At 40.4% G+C, this 16,887-nt stretch carries 27 protein-coding genes; 25 read left to right on the top strand and 2 right to left on the bottom strand.

Annotated elements, in window-relative coordinates:
- The first annotated feature begins 40 nt into the window (after window positions 1-40).
- The 24 genes from rplN to rpsI all read left to right on the top strand — a co-directional run bounded on the left by rplN (window position 41) and on the right by rpsI (window position 14,053).
- Window positions 41-409, top strand: a complete 369-nt coding sequence (gene rplN, locus O7776_RS19665) for a 50S ribosomal protein L14 (RefSeq protein ID WP_008406955.1) — start codon at window positions 41-43, stop codon at window positions 407-409.
- 37 nt (window positions 410-446) lie between these two features.
- Entirely contained in the window at window positions 447-755 is a 309-nt protein-coding gene (gene rplX / locus O7776_RS19660; protein ID WP_241370751.1) for a 50S ribosomal protein L24, read from the top strand.
- A gap of 28 nt (window positions 756-783) precedes the next feature.
- The gene (rplE, locus tag O7776_RS19655) at window positions 784-1,323 is read left to right on the top strand and encodes a 50S ribosomal protein L5 (RefSeq protein ID WP_274308568.1); all 540 of its coding nucleotides are present in this window, start codon (window positions 784-786) and stop codon (window positions 1,321-1,323) included.
- A 22-nt stretch (window positions 1,324-1,345) separates the two neighbouring features.
- A complete protein-coding gene (locus O7776_RS19650) occupies window positions 1,346-1,531 on the top strand; it encodes a type Z 30S ribosomal protein S14 (RefSeq protein ID WP_108714275.1) in 186 nt (61 codons plus the stop codon).
- A 29-nt stretch (window positions 1,532-1,560) separates the two neighbouring features.
- On the top strand, window positions 1,561-1,959 hold the full coding sequence (gene rpsH, locus O7776_RS19645) for a 30S ribosomal protein S8 (RefSeq protein WP_241370753.1): 399 nt from the start codon (window positions 1,561-1,563) through the stop codon (window positions 1,957-1,959).
- Between the two features lie 31 nt (window positions 1,960-1,990).
- Window positions 1,991-2,530 carry a 50S ribosomal protein L6 gene (rplF, locus tag O7776_RS19640; protein WP_241370754.1) on the top strand — a complete coding sequence of 180 codons (540 nt, stop codon included), beginning with the start codon at window positions 1,991-1,993 and terminating at the stop codon, window positions 2,528-2,530.
- A gap of 41 nt (window positions 2,531-2,571) precedes the next feature.
- Complete coding sequence (rplR, locus tag O7776_RS19635; RefSeq protein ID WP_241370755.1) at window positions 2,572-2,931, top strand: 50S ribosomal protein L18; 360 nt, start codon at window positions 2,572-2,574, stop codon at window positions 2,929-2,931.
- A 21-nt stretch (window positions 2,932-2,952) separates the two neighbouring features.
- Complete coding sequence (rpsE, locus tag O7776_RS19630; protein ID WP_099425582.1) at window positions 2,953-3,453, top strand: 30S ribosomal protein S5; 501 nt, start codon at window positions 2,953-2,955, stop codon at window positions 3,451-3,453.
- A gap of 10 nt (window positions 3,454-3,463) precedes the next feature.
- Window positions 3,464-3,646: a 50S ribosomal protein L30 gene (gene rpmD, locus O7776_RS19625; protein ID WP_241370785.1), complete on the top strand. Its 183-nt coding sequence runs from the start codon at window positions 3,464-3,466 to the stop codon at window positions 3,644-3,646.
- A 34-nt stretch (window positions 3,647-3,680) separates the two neighbouring features.
- Window positions 3,681-4,121, top strand: a complete 441-nt coding sequence (rplO, locus tag O7776_RS19620; RefSeq protein WP_241370756.1) for a 50S ribosomal protein L15 — start codon at window positions 3,681-3,683, stop codon at window positions 4,119-4,121.
- Complete coding sequence (gene secY / locus O7776_RS19615; protein WP_274308567.1) at window positions 4,121-5,416, top strand: preprotein translocase subunit SecY; 1,296 nt, start codon at window positions 4,121-4,123, stop codon at window positions 5,414-5,416. The genes rplO and secY overlap by 1 nt, the downstream gene beginning before the upstream one ends.
- Window positions 5,417-5,476: 60 nt before the next feature.
- Window positions 5,477-6,130 carry an adenylate kinase gene (locus O7776_RS19610; RefSeq protein ID WP_241370758.1) on the top strand — a complete coding sequence of 218 codons (654 nt, stop codon included), beginning with the start codon at window positions 5,477-5,479 and terminating at the stop codon, window positions 6,128-6,130.
- Between the two features lie 424 nt (window positions 6,131-6,554).
- Window positions 6,555-6,773 (top strand): translation initiation factor IF-1, encoded by a 219-nt coding sequence (gene infA, locus O7776_RS19605; RefSeq protein WP_016839390.1) that lies wholly within the window; start codon window positions 6,555-6,557, stop codon window positions 6,771-6,773.
- A gap of 37 nt (window positions 6,774-6,810) precedes the next feature.
- Window positions 6,811-6,924, top strand: a complete 114-nt coding sequence (gene rpmJ, locus O7776_RS19600) for a 50S ribosomal protein L36 (protein ID WP_000868344.1) — start codon at window positions 6,811-6,813, stop codon at window positions 6,922-6,924.
- Window positions 6,925-6,948: 24 nt separating this feature from the next.
- Window positions 6,949-7,314 (top strand): 30S ribosomal protein S13, encoded by a 366-nt coding sequence (rpsM, locus tag O7776_RS19595; RefSeq protein WP_241370759.1) that lies wholly within the window; start codon window positions 6,949-6,951, stop codon window positions 7,312-7,314.
- Between the two features lie 26 nt (window positions 7,315-7,340).
- Window positions 7,341-7,730: a 30S ribosomal protein S11 gene (gene rpsK, locus O7776_RS19590; RefSeq protein ID WP_241370760.1), complete on the top strand. Its 390-nt coding sequence runs from the start codon at window positions 7,341-7,343 to the stop codon at window positions 7,728-7,730.
- A 144-nt stretch (window positions 7,731-7,874) separates the two neighbouring features.
- The gene (locus O7776_RS19585) at window positions 7,875-8,819 is read left to right on the top strand and encodes a DNA-directed RNA polymerase subunit alpha (protein ID WP_008406717.1); all 945 of its coding nucleotides are present in this window, start codon (window positions 7,875-7,877) and stop codon (window positions 8,817-8,819) included.
- A 58-nt stretch (window positions 8,820-8,877) separates the two neighbouring features.
- A complete protein-coding gene (gene rplQ, locus O7776_RS19580; RefSeq protein ID WP_008406715.1) occupies window positions 8,878-9,255 on the top strand; it encodes a 50S ribosomal protein L17 in 378 nt (125 codons plus the stop codon).
- Between the two features lie 460 nt (window positions 9,256-9,715).
- Entirely contained in the window at window positions 9,716-10,564 is an 849-nt protein-coding gene (locus tag O7776_RS19575) for an energy-coupling factor ABC transporter ATP-binding protein (RefSeq protein WP_274308549.1), read from the top strand.
- Window positions 10,540-11,412: an energy-coupling factor ABC transporter ATP-binding protein gene (locus O7776_RS19570; RefSeq protein WP_274308548.1), complete on the top strand. Its 873-nt coding sequence runs from the start codon at window positions 10,540-10,542 to the stop codon at window positions 11,410-11,412. Before O7776_RS19575 ends, O7776_RS19570 begins: the two co-directional genes overlap by 25 nt.
- Window positions 11,409-12,206, top strand: coding sequence for an energy-coupling factor transporter transmembrane component T family protein (locus O7776_RS19565; protein WP_274308547.1), 798 nt, complete (start codon window positions 11,409-11,411; stop codon window positions 12,204-12,206). Before O7776_RS19570 ends, O7776_RS19565 begins: the two co-directional genes overlap by 4 nt.
- Window positions 12,207-12,213: 7 nt before the next feature.
- A complete protein-coding gene (truA, locus tag O7776_RS19560; RefSeq protein ID WP_274308546.1) occupies window positions 12,214-12,957 on the top strand; it encodes a tRNA pseudouridine(38-40) synthase TruA in 744 nt (247 codons plus the stop codon).
- A 236-nt stretch (window positions 12,958-13,193) separates the two neighbouring features.
- Complete coding sequence (rplM, locus tag O7776_RS19555) at window positions 13,194-13,631, top strand: 50S ribosomal protein L13 (RefSeq protein ID WP_274308545.1); 438 nt, start codon at window positions 13,194-13,196, stop codon at window positions 13,629-13,631.
- A 29-nt stretch (window positions 13,632-13,660) separates the two neighbouring features.
- Entirely contained in the window at window positions 13,661-14,053 is a 393-nt protein-coding gene (rpsI, locus tag O7776_RS19550) for a 30S ribosomal protein S9 (protein WP_241370766.1), read from the top strand.
- A gap of 181 nt (window positions 14,054-14,234) precedes the next feature.
- On the opposite strand, the gene O7776_RS19545 is transcribed toward rpsI, so the two are convergent.
- The gene (locus O7776_RS19545) at window positions 14,235-15,269 is read right to left on the bottom strand and encodes a C45 family autoproteolytic acyltransferase/hydrolase (protein ID WP_274308544.1); all 1,035 of its coding nucleotides are present in this window, start codon (window positions 15,267-15,269) and stop codon (window positions 14,235-14,237) included.
- Window positions 15,270-15,376: 107 nt separating this feature from the next.
- The gene (locus tag O7776_RS19540) at window positions 15,377-16,201 is read right to left on the bottom strand and encodes a methyl-accepting chemotaxis protein (protein WP_274308543.1); all 825 of its coding nucleotides are present in this window, start codon (window positions 16,199-16,201) and stop codon (window positions 15,377-15,379) included.
- A 212-nt stretch (window positions 16,202-16,413) separates the two neighbouring features.
- Here O7776_RS19540 and O7776_RS19535 point away from each other — a divergent pair, with 212 nt between their 5' ends.
- The gene (locus O7776_RS19535; protein ID WP_274308542.1) at window positions 16,414-16,686 is read left to right on the top strand and encodes a 2-keto-3-deoxygluconate kinase; all 273 of its coding nucleotides are present in this window, start codon (window positions 16,414-16,416) and stop codon (window positions 16,684-16,686) included.
- Window positions 16,687-16,887: the final 201 nt, after the last annotated feature.

Genomic DNA, 16,887 nt, shown 5'->3' with positions numbered 1-16,887 from the left:
ATTTCGGAATAAAATATATTTCCGAAGGGAGGTAACCTAAGTGATCCAACAAGAAAGTCGTATGAAAGTTGCTGACAACTCAGGTGCACGTGAAGTTTTAACTATTAAAGTACTTGGTGGTTCTGGACGTAAAACTGCTAACATCGGCGATATCGTCGTTTGTACAGTTAAGAAAGCAACACCAGGTGGCGTTGTCAAGAAAGGTGACGTTGTTAAGGCTGTTATCGTTCGCACTAAATCAGGTGCTCGTCGTAAAGACGGTACTTACATCAAATTTGACGAGAACGCTTGCGTAATCATCAAAGACGATAAATCACCACGCGGAACTCGTATTTTCGGACCAGTCGCACGTGAATTACGTGATGGCAACTTCATGAAAATCGTTTCTCTAGCTCCAGAAGTTCTTTAATTTCATGACAGTACCAATCAAGGAGGTGCGACACATTATGCATGTTAAAAAGGGCGATAAAGTAAAGGTAATTACTGGTAAAGATAAAGGTAAAGAAGGCGTTATCTTAGCTGCTTTCCCAAAACAAGACCGCGTTCTTGTTGAAGGTGTAAACATTGTTAAGAAACACGTTAAACCTAACCAACTTAACCCACAAGGTGGTATTGTATCTCAAGAAGCTGCAATCCACGTTTCGAACGTAATGCTTATCGATCCAAAATCTGGCGAGCCGACTCGTGTAGGTTTTGAGATCAAGGATGGCAAAAAAGTTCGTGTTGCAAAAAAATCAGGTGTAGTAATCGACTAATAGTAAAAATAAGAAGGGAGGTACAAACATGAGCCGCCTAAAAGACAAATATTTAAATGAAGTATCACCTGCTCTTATGAGCAAGTTTGAATATAAATCAGTTATGCAAATTCCAAAAGTAGAGAAAATCGTAATCAACATGGGTGTTGGTGACGCTGTTCAAAACTCTAAAGCTCTAGATGTAGCTGTGGAAGAATTAACAACTATCGCTGGTCAAAAACCAGTTGTAACTAAAGCGAAAAAATCTATCGCAGGTTTCCGTTTACGTGAAGGTCAAGCGATCGGTGCTAAAGTTACATTACGCGGTGAGCGTATGTATGAATTCCTGGACAGATTAATTTCAATCTCTTTACCACGTGTACGTGACTTCCGCGGTGTTTCTAAAAAAGCATTCGACGGTCGTGGTAACTACACATTAGGTGTTAAAGAGCAATTAATTTTCCCAGAAATCGATTACGATAAAGTTTCAAAGGTACGCGGTATGGACATCGTTATCGTAACTACTGCGAATTCTGACGAAGAAGCTCGCGAGTTATTAACACAGTTCGGTATGCCGTTCCAAAAGTAATATAAATAAGGAGGGCGAAAACGTGGCTAAAAAATCAATGGTTGTTAAACAACAACGCACGCAAAAGTTCAAAGTACAAGAATATACACGTTGTGAACGCTGTGGCCGTCCACACTCTGTATACCGCAAATTTAAACTTTGCCGTATTTGTTTCCGTGAACTTGCATATAAGGGACAAATTCCTGGCGTTAAGAAAGCCAGCTGGTAATCCCCTAATTTGGGAAGGAGGTAAATTTCATGACAATGACAGATCCGATTGCAGATATGCTTACACGCATTCGTAATGCAAACATGGTACGTCACGAGAAGTTAGAGGTTCCTGCTTCTAACTTAAAGAAAGAGATCGCTGAAATCTTAAAGCGTGAAGGTTTCGTACGTGACGTTGAGTACGTAGAAGACAACAAGCAAGGTATCATCCGTATCTTCTTAAAATACGGTAAAGATAACGAGCGTGTTATCACTGGCTTAAAACGTATTTCTAAACCAGGATTACGTGTATATGCTAAAACTAACGAAGTACCTAAAGTATTAAACGGTCTTGGTATCGCTTTAGTATCAACTTCAACTGGTTTATTAACTGACAAAGAAGCTCGCGCTAAACAAGTTGGCGGAGAAATCTTAGCATACATTTGGTAATTAGTAAGAAAAGAACGGAGGTGCAACATAAATGTCTCGCGTAGGTAAAAAGATTATCGAGGTTCCTGCTGGCGTAACAGTTGAAGTGAAAGCTGAAAACACTGTTACTGTTAAAGGTCCAAAAGGCGAATTAACTCGTCAATTCCATCAAGATATGAAAATCGAGCAAGAAGGCAACATCCTTACAGTTGTTCGCCCTTCTGAATCGAAAGAACACCGTACTAACCACGGTACAACTCGTGCGTTATTAGCTAACATGGTAACTGGTGTTTCTGAAGGTTTCTCTCGTACTCTAGAACTTATCGGTGTAGGTTACCGTGCACAATTACAAGGTAACAAGCTTGTATTAAACGTTGGTTACTCTCACCCAGTTGAGTTTACACCTGAACAAGGTTTAGAGGTTGAAGTTCCTTCAAACACGAAAATCATCGTTAAAGGTATTTCTAAAGAGCGTGTTGGTGCTTTAGCATCTAACATCCGCGACGTACGTCCACCAGAGCCGTACAAAGGTAAAGGTATTCGTTACGAAGGTGAAATCGTTCGCCGTAAAGAAGGTAAAACAGGTAAATAATGCGGCTTAAGTCGCATTAATATATGAAAGGAGTGACCACTGTGATTACGAAACAAGATAAAAATCAAGTTCGTAAAAAACGTCATGGGCGTGTTCGTTCTAAAATTTCGGGTACTGCACAACGTCCACGTTTAAACGTATTCCGTTCTAACAAGAACATCTATGCACAATTAATCGATGACGTAGCTGGCGTAACTTTAGTTTCTGCTAATACTCAAGAAAAAGTTTTCGAAGGTATGGGCTCAAACGTAGAAGCTGCAGCTAAAATCGGTGAAACAATCGCTAAACGCGCTGCTGAAAAAAATATTACAACTGTAGTATTTGACCGTAGCGGTTACTTATATCATGGACGTGTGAAAGCTTTAGCAGAAGCTGCACGTGAAAACGGCTTAGAATTTTAATAAGAAGGAGGGACATACTTCATGAGTCGCATTGACGCAAACAAATTAGAACTTGAAGAACGCGTTGTAACAATCAACCGTGTTGCTAAAGTTGTTAAAGGTGGTCGTCGCTTCCGCTTCACTGCTCTAGTAGTAGTAGGAGATAAAAATGGTCATGTAGGTTTCGGTACTGGTAAAGCTCAAGAGGTTCCAGACGCAATCCGCAAAGCTGTTGAAGACGCGAAGAAAAACTTAATCGAAGTACCACGCGTGGGTGGAACTACTCCACACTTAGTGCAAGGTCGCTTCGGTGCAGGTTCAATCTTAATCAAACCTGCTGCTCCTGGTACAGGGGTTATCGCTGGTGGTCCAGTACGTGCGGTACTAGAACTAGCTGGTATTACTGATATTCTTTCAAAATCTCTTGGTTCAAACACACCAATCAACATGGTGCGTGCAACTGTAGCAGGTTTAACTGAATTAAAACGCGCAGAGGATGTAGCAAAACTACGCGGTAAATCAGTGGAAGAGTTATTAGGATAAGGGGGGAATTATAATGGCTAAATTACAAATCACCCTTACTAAATCTGTGATCGGTACTAAACCAAACCAACGTAAAGTTGTTGAGGCATTAGGATTACGTAAATTAAACCAAACTGTGGAACAAGCTGATAACGCTGCAATCCGTGGTATGATTACAAAAGTAGCTCACTTAGTTACTGTAAAAGAAATTTAATTTCAATATATACGAACAAGGAGGTGCCACCCATATGAAACTTCATGAGTTAAAACCAGCAGAAGGTTCACGTAAAGTACGTAACCGCGTTGGTCGTGGTATCGGTTCTGGTAACGGTAAAACTTCTGGTAAAGGTCATAAAGGTCAAAACGCTCGTTCTGGCGGCGGCGTTCGCCCAGGATTTGAGGGGGGTCAAAACCCACTATTCCGTCGTTTACCTAAACGTGGCTTTACGAACATTAACCGTAAAGAATACGCTATCGTTAACCTTGATGCATTAAACCGTTTTGAAGATGGTGCAGAAGTAACACCTGCATTATTATTAGAAACTGGTATCGTGAGCAATGAAAAAGCTGGAATCAAAATTCTAGGTCATGGTACTGTAAACGTTAAGCTTACAGTTAAAGCTCACAAATTCTCAGCTTCTGCTAAAGAAGCAATTGAGAACGCTGGCGGAACTACTGAGGTGATCTAATGTTTCAGACGATCTCTAACTTTATGCGCGTTCGAGATATACGAAATAAAATCATCTTTACACTATTAATGTTAATCGTTTATCGTATCGGGACATTTATCCCGGTACCAAACGTTGACGCTAATGTATTAAAGGCAACTGATGAGTTTAACTTAGTTGGTTTCCTTAATACGTTTGGCGGTGGTGCATTAGCAAACTTCTCGATCTTTGCGATGGGGATTATGCCTTATATCACAGCCTCAATCATTGTTCAGTTATTACAAATGGATGTCGTGCCTAAGTTTTCAGAATGGGCGAAACAAGGTGATGTTGGGCGACGCAAACTTGCTCAATTCACACGTTACTTCACGATTGTATTAGCCTTTATTCAATCTTTTGCAATGAGCTTTGGTTTCAACCAGTTCTACGGTGGATCATTGATTACAGATACTAGTATTCAATCGTACTTAACGATTGCTGTTGTGTTAACAGCAGGTACAGCTTTCTTACTTTGGTTATCTGAACAAATTACTGCACATGGTGTTGGTAATGGTATTTCAATCATTATCTTCGCTGGTATCGTTGCTGCGATGCCTAATGTAGTAAACCAAATTTATGCACAACAAATTGAAGGAGCAGGAGAGCAGTTATTCATTAACATCGCAATCTTAGCTTTATTAGTTTTAGTGCTACTTGCAGTTATTGTAGGGGTTATTTACATCCAACAAGCGTTGCGTAAAATCCCAATTCAATATGCAAAACGAGTTGCAGGGAACTCACCTAAAATTGGTGCTCAACAAACGCACTTACCGTTAAAAGTAAATGCTGCAGGGGTTATTCCGGTAATCTTCGCGGTAGCGTTTATCGTAACACCACAAACTTTAGCAACGTTCTTTGGCGATAATAATGTAACAGCGTTCATTACGAACACATTTGATTATACAAAACCTGTTGGGATGTTAATCTATGTTACATTAATCGTTGCGTTTACATATTTCTATGCGTTCATTCAAGTGAACCCAGAAAATGTAGCGGACAACTTGAAAAAGCAAGGTGCGTATATCCCGGGTATTCGCCCAGGTAATGACACTCAAGCTTATTTAACAAAAGTACTTTATCGATTAACATTTGTTGGAGCTATTTTCTTAGTAGTTATTTCGGTTATGCCAATATTATTCATTAACTTTATGAACCTGCCAGCTTCGGCTCAAATCGGGGGAACAAGTATGATTATCGTAGTTGGTGTAGCGTTAGAAACGATGAAACAGTTAGAGTCTCAACTAGTGAAACGTCATTATAAAGGCTTTATGAAATAATGCAGGTTTAGGAAACTACTTCGTTTCCTTGCCAGCATAGTTTTGAAGGGGAGCATTCGTATGAATATCGTTTTAATGGGTCTACCAGGTGCCGGTAAAGGTACTCAGGCTGACAAAATTGTTGAGAAGTACGCAATCCCTCATATTTCTACAGGCGATATGTTCCGTGCTGCCATTAAAGAAGGCACAGAACTTGGTTTACAAGCTAAATCGTTTATGGATCAAGGGGCTTTAGTTCCTGATGAAGTAACGATTGGTATCGTTCGCGAGCGTCTTTCACAAGCTGACTGCGAAAAAGGATTCTTATTAGATGGATTCCCGCGTACAGTTCCTCAAGCTGAAGCTTTAGATAGCATCCTTGAAGAATTAGGTCGTCCAGTTGAGCATACAATTAATGTTCAAGTTGAAAAAGATGAGTTAATCGCACGTCTAAGTGGTCGTCGCATTTGTAAAACTTGCGGTACATCTTATCACTTAGTTTTCAATCCTCCACAAGAGGAAGGGAAATGTGACAAAGATGGTGGCGAGCTATACACTCGTGCGGATGACAATCCTGAAACTGTAGCTAACCGTCTGGAAGTAAATATGAACCAAGCGCAACCTTTACTTGATTTCTATAAAGCAAAGGATGTACTTACAAATATTAATGGACAGCAAGAAATTTCAAAAGTATTTGCTGATCTTGATGCTCTATTGCAGGGCAGCCGCAGCTGATATCCGTCCGGGCGCTAGACAGCTTCCGCGGTAGTCATGCGGAGGCAACAACGAAACATAATTTTTTGAGAGTTGCAAAAGCATATTATGCCCGGTATATACTACTAAGGTTGAGCATTTTTATAGTGTGATGACATCTTGGTAACGTATAATGGGTTTCGTGGAAGCATCTGTGTAACGGGTATGAATCTCTCATCAAGACATTCCGGCTATCGTGTTAACATAAAGGGATGCGGTTCTTAAAAGAATCTGTTTTTCCATGGATTGTGTGAAGCGAAACCAGACGAGCGTCTTATTGTACATCTCTCATGCAATCCAAAACATATGTTGAAACGAGTTGTTTCTTACTTTATTTAGAAGAAAAACAGTTGGAAGAGCTCGCATGAGTTTTTTGACACTAACATATAGAAGGGAGACTTGGAAGATGGCGAAAGACGATGTAATTGAAGTCGAAGGGACAGTTGTTGAGACTTTGCCAAACGCGATGTTTAAGGTAGAATTAGAAAATGGGCACACTGTGCTTGCACACGTTTCTGGAAAGATTCGTATGCACTTTATCCGTATCCTACCTGGAGATAAGGTTACTATTGAGTTATCTCCTTATGATTTAACTCGCGGTCGTATCACATACCGTTTTAAATAATCTTTTGCACTCCGGACTATTAAGGAGGTTAGGTTAGATGAAAGTGAGACCATCTGTGAAACCGATCTGCGAAAAATGTAAAGTAATTCGCCGACGCGGTAAAGTAATGGTAATCTGTGAAAATCCTAAACACAAACAAAAACAAGGATAATTAATCAAGGAGGTGCACTAACGAATGGCACGTATTGCTGGTGTTGACATTCCTCGCGACAAACGCGTTGTAATCTCATTAACTTACATCTACGGTGTAGGTAAAACGACTTCTTCAAAAGTATTAGCTGCTGCAGGTATTGACGAAAGTACTCGCGTAAAAGACTTAACAGAAGATCAATTAAACCTAATCCGTGAACAATTAGCTTCATACAAAACTGAAGGTGACTTACGTCGTGAAGTTTCTTTAAACATCAAACGTTTAATGGAAATCGCTTCATTCCGTGGTATCCGTCACCGTCGTGGTTTACCAGTTCGTGGTCAAAACACGAAAAACAACGCTCGTACGCGTAAAGGTCCTCGTAAGACTGTAGCGAACAAGAAAAAATAATTAAGTAAAGGAGGTTCCTTCTTAACATGGCTCGTAAACAACAAACTCGTAAACGTCGTGTGAAAAAGAATATCGAAAACGGTATTGCACACATCCGTTCTACATTTAACAATACAATCGTAACGATCACTGATGCGCAAGGTAACGCGTTATCATGGTCTTCAGCTGGTGCTTTAGGTTTCCGTGGTTCACGTAAATCTACTCCATTCGCAGCTCAAATGGCTGCTGAAACAGCTGCAAAAACTTCTATGGAGCACGGTTTAAAGTCTCTAGAAGTTACAGTTAAAGGTCCTGGTTCAGGTCGTGAAGCTGCAATTCGTGCACTTCAAGCGGCTGGATTAGAAGTAACAGCTATTAAAGACGTTACTCCAGTTCCACATAACGGTTGCCGTCCGCCAAAACGTCGTCGTGTGTAATAGGTGAAAATTAGGGGTATAATTACTTCTAGTTACATCATGTTACTTGTACAATAAGTCTTGTGCATTATAAAATCTAACTTAGATTAACAACTATGATGGTATAACCTATACATTAGATGTTTTGAAGGAGGGTAAATTGGAATGATCGAAATTGAAAAACCAAAGATTGAAACAGTGGAGATTAGCGAAGATGCCAAATACGGCAAATTTGTTGTAGAACCGCTTGAACGCGGATATGGTAATACTTTGGGGAATTCTTTACGTCGTATCCTTCTGTCTTCTTTACCTGGAGCTGCTGTAACATCAATTCAAATTGATGGCGTATTACACGAATTCTCAACTGTAGAAGGCGTTGTAGAAGATGTTGCTTCAATCATCTTAAACGTGAAAAAGCTAGCTTTAAAAATCTACTCTGACGAAGAAAAAGTTATTGAGATTGATGTAAAGGGTGACGGTACGGTTACTGCTGCTGACATTACACATGACAGTGATGTAGAAATTTTAAACCCAGACCTATATATCGCAACGATCGCTAAAAACGGACATTTACGTATGCGTATGTACGCTCAACGTGGCCGTGGTTATACTCCTGCTGATCAAAACAAACGTGAGGATCTTCCTATCGGCGTGATCCCGATCGACTCTATTTACACTCCAGTTTCACGCGTCAACTTCCAAGTAGAGAACACTCGTGTTGGACAAAATTCTGACTACGACAAGTTATCACTTGATGTATGGACAGATGGAAGCATCGGTCCTAAAGAGGCGATTTCACTTGGAGCGAAAATTTTAACTGAACACTTAAATATCTTCGTAGGCATGACTAATGAGGCACAAACTGCTGAAATCATGGTCGAAAAAGAAGAAGATCAAAAAGAAAAAGTATTAGAGATGACTATCGAAGAGCTTGATCTTTCTGTTCGTTCTTATAACTGCTTAAAGCGCGCTGGTATCAATACGGTATTAGAGTTAGCTAATAAGTCAGAAGATGACATGATGAAGGTTCGTAACCTTGGTCGTAAGTCTTTAGAAGAAGTTAAGCATAAGTTAGAAGAGCTTGGTTTAGGATTACGTAAAGAAGACTAAGCGAAGAAATATAAAATTTTAGCTAGATCAGATATATTTAAAAGGGAGGGAAACGTCCATGGGTTACAGAAAACTTGGTCGTACAAGTTCTCAACGTAAAGCATTATTACGTGACTTAGCTACTGATTTAATTATCAACGAGCGCATCGAAACTACAGAAGCGCGTGCAAAAGAAACTCGTAAAGCTGTTGAGAAAATGATTACTTTAGGTAAACGCGGTGATTTACACGCTCGTCGTCAAGCGGCAGCATTCATCCGTCGTGAGCTAGTAACAGTTGGTGAAGGCGAAGAAGAAAAAACTGTTTTCGCACTTCAAAAACTATTTGATGATATCGCACCTCGTTATGCGGAGCGTCAAGGTGGTTACACACGCATCCTTAAAGTAGGTCCTCGTCGTGGAGACGGCGCACCAGTAGTAGTTATCGAATTAGTTTAATTCTTAACATACGGGTGAGAGGGGTGTCCGGTTCACCGGTTGAACCCGCACCCCTCTTTTTTAACTTCTTACAGTTTACTGGAAAGAAGTAATTGATTTATACGACAATAATTAAGCTGAGCGTTATGATGAGCGGTAAGGTAACTTAGGCGTCTCGTTTAGCTCTCCGCACCTCATTCAACAAATATCAGGGCTTGAGCACCCAGGTGTTTTGTAAATGTAACGACAAGCGCATTTCTCTGAATGAGGTGCGCGCTTTTTTATTTTGGAATGAAGGATTGAGCCCCTAAATTCCGATACATATGCAAACATAAAGTACGTTTAAATAGGTGGCCATTTGCGGCAAAACTTGTTTGAAAACGTGCTTTATTTTTATATATGTCGATAGTATTTGTTATTTCCTGGGTAATAGAAGCCTTAAATTGAATAGATGACAAACGGGAAGGAGCTTCACAAGAAGATGACGGATGAGATTTTATCATTTAACAATGTGACATTTTCTTATACACCGGATGACGAGAAAGTACGTAACGCTGTGGAAGATGTGACGTTTTCAATCAATAAAGGGGAATGGATTGCGATTGTCGGACACAATGGTTCAGGTAAATCGACGATAGCTAAGCTAATGAGTGGTTTGTTATTCCCTCAGTTAGGCGAAATACGTATTAAGCGTGATGTGTTAACGGAAGAGAATATTTGGGACATCCGTGCACAAATGGGTATGGTGTTTCAAAATCCAGATAACCAATTTGTCGGTGCTACAGTGCAAGATGATGTCGCGTTTTCATTAGAAAATAATGGCGTACCCCATGAAGTAATGGTACAGCGTGTAAAGGAAGCCTTACAGCAAGTGAAAATGGAAGGCTATATCAACCATGAGCCGCATCATTTATCAGGTGGTCAAAAGCAGCGTGTCGCGATTGCAGGGGCATTAGCGATGAAGCCACAAATTTTAATTTTAGATGAGGCGACTTCAATGTTGGACCCACAAGGGCGTGAAGAAGTACTAACGATCGTACAAGCGCTTCGTGAAGAAATTGGCTTAACTGTACTAGCGATTACACATGATTTAGAAGAGGCAATGTTAGCAGATCGCATTATTTTTATGAATGAAGGCAAAAAGTATGCGCAAGGCACACCGTCAGAAATTTTTGCATTAGGAGAAGAGCTTGTGAAGTTTGGGCTCGATCTACCGTTTGCGATGAAAATGACAAACCTCTTACAAGCACATGGTATACAGCTTGTGGGGAAACATATGACAGAAGAAGAGCTGGTGAATGATTTATGGACATCCAACTTCAACAAGTAAGCTATGCCTACTCGAAGGGCACACCGTTTGAAAAGTACGCATTACATGATGTGAACTTATCGATTAAAAGTGGTACATATCAAGCCATTATTGGACACACGGGTTCTGGTAAGTCGACGATATTGCAGCATTTTAACGGGTTATTAAAGCCATCAGAAGGTACAGTCAAAATTGGCGACCGCATAATTGAAGCCGAAAAAAAAGCGAAAGACTTAAAGTCAATTCGTCAAAAGGTAGGTATTGTTTTTCAATTTCCTGAGCATCAATTATTTGAAGAAACGGTTTTAAAGGATATTATATTTGGACCTATGAATTTCGGTGTTTCACAACAAGAGGCCGAAAAACGGGCACGAAGTCTAATTACGCTTGTAGGCTTACCAGAAAGCATTTTAGAAAAGTCGCCGTTTGATTTATCAGGAGGGCAAATGCGTCGTGTGGCGATTGCAGGAGTGCTAGCAATGGAGCCAGAAGTCATCGTTTTAGACGAGCCAACTGCTGGGCTTGATCCTCGTGGTCAAAAAGAGATTATGGGCTTATTTTATGAATTACATCAAAAAAAGGGTTTAACGACGATTCTTGTAACGCACAGTATGGAAGACGCGGCACGTTATGCTGATCAAGTGGCCATCATGCATGAAGGTAACTGTGTAATAATTGGTGAGCCAAGGGATATTTTTGGAGATGAGCAGTTGCTTGCAAAATATCATTTAGAGCCACCACGTGTAGTAAAATTCCAGCGCCAAGTAGAGAAAATGATAGGGAAGCAACTTGTTAAAACATGCTTAACGGAAGAAGAGTTGGCACTTGAAATTGGCCTTACTGTTCGAAAGGGGCGTGATGAGGCATGATGGAAAAAATGATTTTTGGTCGTTACATTCCAGGGGAGTCATTTGTACATAAGCTGGATCCACGTTCAAAATTGTTATTTGTCTTTGCGTTTATTATTGTCGTGTTTTTAGCAAACAATGTCATAACATATGCAATTTTATTGGCATTGACGCTTTTTGTTATATTGCTATCTAAAATCCGTTTGTACTTTTTAATTAATGGGCTCAAGCCGGTCATCTTTTTAATGATGTTCACGTTGATTTTGCATTTACTAATGACAAAAGAGGGAGCCGTTATTTTAGATTTAGGCTTTATGAAAATTTATGAAGAGGGCTTGCGTCAAGGGGTGTTCATTTCGATGCGCTTCTTAATGCTCGTATTTATGACGTCGATATTAACGTTAACGACTTCACCTATTTCGATAACAGACGGGCTAGAGACATTGTTGAATCCGTTTAAACGTTTCAAACTGCCGGTGCATGAGCTGGCGTTAATGATGTCGATTTCATTGCGCTTTATTCCTACATTGATGGATGAGACAGATAAAATTATGAAGGCACAGATGGCACGTGGCTCGGATTTAAGTGCCGGGCCAATAAAAGATCGTTTAAAGGCGGTTGTGCCACTATTAGTACCGCTATTTGTCAGTGCGTTTAAACGTGCAGAGGATTTAGCAACAGCGATGGAGGTACGTGGCTATCGTGGTGGTGAGGGACGTACGAAATATCGTCAGCTAAAATGGATGACGAAAGACACAATTAGTTTAGCGCTACTTGTGGCAGTTGCCGTTGTGCTATTTATGCTACGTAGCTAGGAGAATCATGATGAGACTAAGAGCAACAATTAGCTATGATGGTACGCAGTTTGCTGGCTATCAAGTGCAGCCTGGCGAGCGTACCGTTCAGCTTGAAATCGAAAAAGTATTAGCGAAGATGCATAAGGGTGATAGCGTGAAAATTACGGCAAGCGGTCGTACCGATGCACGTGTACATGCGACTGGCCAGGTTATTCATTTTGATACGACACTTCAGATTCCTGTTGAAAAGTATCAGAAGGCATTAAATGTGCAGCTACCGCGTGATATTCGTGTATTAGCGGTGGAACAAGTTGCGGATGATTTTCACGCGCGCTTTGATGTGTCAGGCAAGCGCTATCGTTACATTTGGGATTGTAGCGCTGTACAAAGCCCATTTCGTCGTCATTACACAGTTGAGGCAAATGGTATTGAGCCTAATGTAGAAGCGATGCAACGTGCGGCTGGTGCCATTATCGGTACACATGAGTTTAGCTGCTTTTGCGCGGCGAATACGAGTGTCGTTGATAAGGTGCGTACGGTGCATGGGTTAGAGCTTGCTTGGCACGGCGAAGAACTTCATATGACGATCTCAGGTACAGGCTTCTTATACAATATGGTGCGCATTATTGCAGGCACGTTGTGGGAAGTAGGTACGGGGCGTCGTGATGTGGATTCTGTTGCACAGGCAATTGTTTCAAGGGACCGTGCAAATGCTGGTAAAACAGCGCCTGCACATGGCTTATATTTAGAACAAGTTTTTTATGAATAAATGAAAAAATTTTTTCGGAAAATAGTGTTTTTATATTTAAAAATGATTGAAAAAGGCACTACAAAAGGTGTTAACAACATCTCCAGGTGTTCAATTAAATATCTTGACTTATGAATGTGGTTATTATATGATGATGTATGGTATTTTCATTACCACCACAAAATAAGCCCCGAAAACTTATAAGTGTATATAATGAAAAATAACGGTAATTTTATATCGATTAGGAGGATACAAACATGCGCACAACTTTCATGGCTAAAGGTCAAGAAGTAGAACGTAAATGGTTAGTAGTTGACGCAGAAGGCCAAACATTAGGTCGTTTAGCTTCTGAAGTAGCTTCTATCTTACGCGGTAAACATAAACCAACTTTCACACCAAACGTTGATACAGGTGATCACGTAATCATCATCAACGCTGACAAAATTGAGTTAACAGGTAACAAATTACAAAAGAAAATTTACTACCGTCACACTCAATTCGCTGGTGGTTTAAAACAACGTACAGCTGGTGAAATGAAAGAAAAGTACCCAGTACAAATGTTAGAATTAGCAATCAAAGGTATGCTTCCAAAGAACTCTTTAGGTCGTCAAATGTTTGGTAAATTAAACGTTTACACTGGTTCTGAGCATCCACATGCTGCACAAAAACCAGAAGCTTACGAGCTACGTGGTTAATAAATAAATTACAATAGGAGGAAATAACTTTGGCACAAGTACAATACATCGGCACAGGTCGCCGTAAAAGCTCAACTGCTCGCGTACGTTTAGTACCAGGCGAAGGTAAAGTAGTAATCAACAACCGTGATGTTGCAGATTACCTACCATACGAAACTTTACATTTAATCATCAACCAACCATTAGAAGCAACTGAAACTAAAGGTTCTTATGACGTTCACGTTAACGTAAACGGTGGTGGATTCACAGGTCAAGCTGGAGCAATCCGTCACGGTATCGCTCGTGCATTATTACAAGTTGACCCAGACTTCCGTTCAGCTTTAAAAGCTGCAGGTCTATTAACTCGTGACTCTCGCATGAAAGAACGTAAAAAACCAGGTTTACGCGGCGCTCGTCGTGCACCTCAGTTCTCAAAACGTTAATCATTCGATTATATCAACGTTTTTCAAAACCCTTTCTCGTATATTCGAGAGAGGGTTTTTTTCTTTTAGATTCTAAAAAGTTGGAGAAGGGTTAGGAAAGTATAAATTTTTTAGAATAATCTACATACGGAAAAACCCAACTCGCGTTATTTTCGCACGAGTTGGGTTTTGCTGAATTCTTCTACATATTTGCAAAGCCTTCATTGGCATCAAGCACACCTTTTAACTTTGTAATCATTAAGCGCTTTCCTTGAAGCCATCCATCCAAATCAAAGAGTACCGGCAATGCATTACCACCAAGCGCAAAAATAGCCTTACGCTCACTTGGTAGATAACCAGCTGTATGGAGTGTACCGTCCCAAGCCCCATACTTTGTTGCAAACACACCTCGTTCAATCCCGTTCATTAATTTAAAGGCTTCTTGTGTTGTTAGCACGTTCTGTTGTGCATCTGAAATGACTTGTTCACGTGCAAGTGAGTCTTCCATTCGGTACCGGTTTTCTTCTAGTAGAATATTAAAATGATTTGTACAGGCAATATTTTCACGTACGGCAACATGACGGGGGGATGCCTCGACGATTTTTGAGTTCCCAGTTGCATCAAGTAATACATAGTTAAATGAATGTTTGTGTGGAATGTCGCGTAGTAGCCCAATGGCACTGTCTACTGATTCACAACGCTCAAGTAGTATGCGACCGATCATATTACAAACAAAGCCGTCTCCGTTGTTTTTGGTATTGACGAAATTATAGCCAATTGCTAACCCTTTTTCGTTTAATCCGTCCATTCGCCCGGTAACTTGCATTGTTGGTCCCATGGATGCAAAACCCGAATCCGTTGGGGCAAAGAACACAAAGCGTCCATCGTAAGAGCTTGGCGCATTATCGTAATTACGAATCATGTAGCGAGGGTTAGTAGTAATCGAGCAGCCACTCTTGATGTTGGCATAGTAGCCGGCGAAGTGCAATAGTGCTTGTTTTTCGGTGAAGGCAAGCGCATAGGCAAGTCCCTCGATTTCATCCGTGATGTGCGGTGCAAATGTATTCAATAAGTGTTTGATATGTGGTGCATCTACGGTGAACTTTTGTGTGAAGCGTTTGTACATCGATTCCCGATTTTTTAAAAGAGGCGACCGTTTTAATAGCTCACCTTGATAAACGCCAAAATCATAATGTGAACCTTTAAATTGTAGGATATCACTCGTAACTTTTTTCATTGGAAACTCCTTAATAAAAGTCATTATATGTATCGTAGCCTTTTTGAGAGAAAGGCGCAAAAAAAGCACTCTCGGTTGAGAAAGTGCTTTCATAAAAGGGCAAAAAATTAATGGTTAACTTCTCCAAGATCGAGTAGCTTTTGTCCAATTTTATTGATGCTTGTGTAGCCTTCACTCATTTCGTGCATACTCGCTGTGTATTCTTCAGTGAACGATGAAATTTGTTTTGTATAGGCATTAATATGTTCAATTGAATCTGTAATATCCACAAGCTGCTTAGCAATATTGTTGGCGCTATCGGTACTATTTTGTGCCATTTTTTGAATTTCATTGGCGACAACTGCAAAGCCCTTACCATGTTCGCCAGAGCGAGCGGCCTCGATGGAAGCGTTTAATCCTAAAATTTTCGAATGCATTGCGATATCCTTCACAGCATTTACAATGGAGTTAATTTGTTGGATGTTCCCATTCATCAGCTCGGCGTATTGTGACAGCTCTTCGATACGATTTGAAACATCAGAACTAGCATGTGCAAGCTGTTCGGTAGTGGCCGACATTTCTTGTACAGCGGCAGAAAGTTCTTCTGCAACGATGCGCATATTGCTGACACGGAAGTTTGAAATAACCCCTGTTACAACTCCAACAACTTTTCCATTATCAACGACTGGTACTGATGAAGCGATGTAAGGGAAGCCAAAACCTTCAGCACTGCGTTCTTCGCGCAAAATTTTGCCACTTCTCATTGCACGTACACTTGTTGTGTTACGGTGCTGTTCTACTGTTTCGCTAAGAGTAATTTTTAAATCGACCTTTTTCCCACGTTTGTAGCCAATGACTTTTTCCGTATCAAAAATCAATATACAGGCATCTTCGGGATATGTAGCTTGATAAAAATCAATTGAATCAACAATGACTTTTAATTTCGGATTCATCCTATTCACTCCTTCTATTTGAATAACCTTATTATCAAATAATTCGTTCAATCCCTGAATCCCCTCTACTATATACCAAATTATTATAAGTGGAAATGGGGGAGGTCAAATTTCTCTAATATTAGTTAATAGAAAATAATATTACTAGCAAAGTTGAATACATTCGTATACAATTGTATTCATCGATAATTGGAAGTGTGAGGTGGATATTTATGCGACCAGAAGGAAGAGGACGACGTGGTGAAGGGGAATGCTCGCCACGCTATAAAGGGGCACAAACATTTCGGCGTGGGCGTGCGTTAGAATTTTATCGTCAGCTAGAAACAAAGCGCGATACATTAAAGAAACAGTTAGCAGTACCAGAATTGCAGTCGATTCATCCTGTTATTGCAGGGGAGTTAAAGGCTACAGAAGCGATTATGAATGATTTTGTTGCGCTATTCCAGCTCAATGAAATTTTAGAAAATGTTCAACAGGAAGACTGAGGTTTTTAACTTGATTCAGCAAAATCTTTTGTTCTATAAGCAAAGCGACAGGTATAGAAGTCCCCTATTTCTATAAGTGGGGTTCAAACCACGGCTGAACAGGTGAACTTAGGCTAAGAGCGCCGCATCGTGCGGCAACGCCTAAGTGACCAACATCGTGTTGGCCCAAGCCCCGGCGGATGTCACAGATTTTTTAGGGGA

This window comes from Solibacillus daqui (assembly GCF_028747805.1).
In the GTDB taxonomy this organism is placed as follows: domain Bacteria; phylum Bacillota; class Bacilli; order Bacillales_A; family Planococcaceae; genus Solibacillus; species Solibacillus daqui.
Note: the sequence above shows the minus strand (reverse complement) of the source record. Positions and strands in the feature narration are given on the sequence as shown.

Coding starts and splice junctions, on each gene's coding strand:
- O7776_RS19575 (WP_274308549.1), top strand. CDS start 9,716: ATGACGGATGAGATTTTATCATTTAACAATGTGACATTTTCTTATACA.
- O7776_RS19570 (WP_274308548.1), top strand. CDS start 10,540: ATGGACATCCAACTTCAACAAGTAAGCTATGCCTACTCGAAGGGCACA.
- rplF (WP_241370754.1), top strand. CDS start 1,991: ATGTCTCGCGTAGGTAAAAAGATTATCGAGGTTCCTGCTGGCGTAACA.
- rplE (WP_274308568.1), top strand. CDS start 784: ATGAGCCGCCTAAAAGACAAATATTTAAATGAAGTATCACCTGCTCTT.
- rplX (WP_241370751.1), top strand. CDS start 447: ATGCATGTTAAAAAGGGCGATAAAGTAAAGGTAATTACTGGTAAAGAT.
- rplO (WP_241370756.1), top strand. CDS start 3,681: ATGAAACTTCATGAGTTAAAACCAGCAGAAGGTTCACGTAAAGTACGT.
- rpsH (WP_241370753.1), top strand. CDS start 1,561: ATGACAATGACAGATCCGATTGCAGATATGCTTACACGCATTCGTAAT.
- rplM (WP_274308545.1), top strand. CDS start 13,194: ATGCGCACAACTTTCATGGCTAAAGGTCAAGAAGTAGAACGTAAATGG.
- infA (WP_016839390.1), top strand. CDS start 6,555: ATGGCGAAAGACGATGTAATTGAAGTCGAAGGGACAGTTGTTGAGACT.
- rpsM (WP_241370759.1), top strand. CDS start 6,949: ATGGCACGTATTGCTGGTGTTGACATTCCTCGCGACAAACGCGTTGTA.
- rpsK (WP_241370760.1), top strand. CDS start 7,341: ATGGCTCGTAAACAACAAACTCGTAAACGTCGTGTGAAAAAGAATATC.
- rpsE (WP_099425582.1), top strand. CDS start 2,953: ATGAGTCGCATTGACGCAAACAAATTAGAACTTGAAGAACGCGTTGTA.
- O7776_RS19545 (WP_274308544.1), bottom strand. CDS start 15,269: ATGAAAAAAGTTACGAGTGATATCCTACAATTTAAAGGTTCACATTAT.
- O7776_RS19610 (WP_241370758.1), top strand. CDS start 5,477: ATGAATATCGTTTTAATGGGTCTACCAGGTGCCGGTAAAGGTACTCAG.
- O7776_RS19585 (WP_008406717.1), top strand. CDS start 7,875: ATGATCGAAATTGAAAAACCAAAGATTGAAACAGTGGAGATTAGCGAA.
- truA (WP_274308546.1), top strand. CDS start 12,214: ATGATGAGACTAAGAGCAACAATTAGCTATGATGGTACGCAGTTTGCT.
- rplQ (WP_008406715.1), top strand. CDS start 8,878: ATGGGTTACAGAAAACTTGGTCGTACAAGTTCTCAACGTAAAGCATTA.
- O7776_RS19535 (WP_274308542.1), top strand. CDS start 16,414: ATGCGACCAGAAGGAAGAGGACGACGTGGTGAAGGGGAATGCTCGCCA.
- rpmJ (WP_000868344.1), top strand. CDS start 6,811: ATGAAAGTGAGACCATCTGTGAAACCGATCTGCGAAAAATGTAAAGTA.
- secY (WP_274308567.1), top strand. CDS start 4,121: ATGTTTCAGACGATCTCTAACTTTATGCGCGTTCGAGATATACGAAAT.
- O7776_RS19565 (WP_274308547.1), top strand. CDS start 11,409: ATGATGGAAAAAATGATTTTTGGTCGTTACATTCCAGGGGAGTCATTT.
- O7776_RS19540 (WP_274308543.1), bottom strand. CDS start 16,201: ATGAATCCGAAATTAAAAGTCATTGTTGATTCAATTGATTTTTATCAA.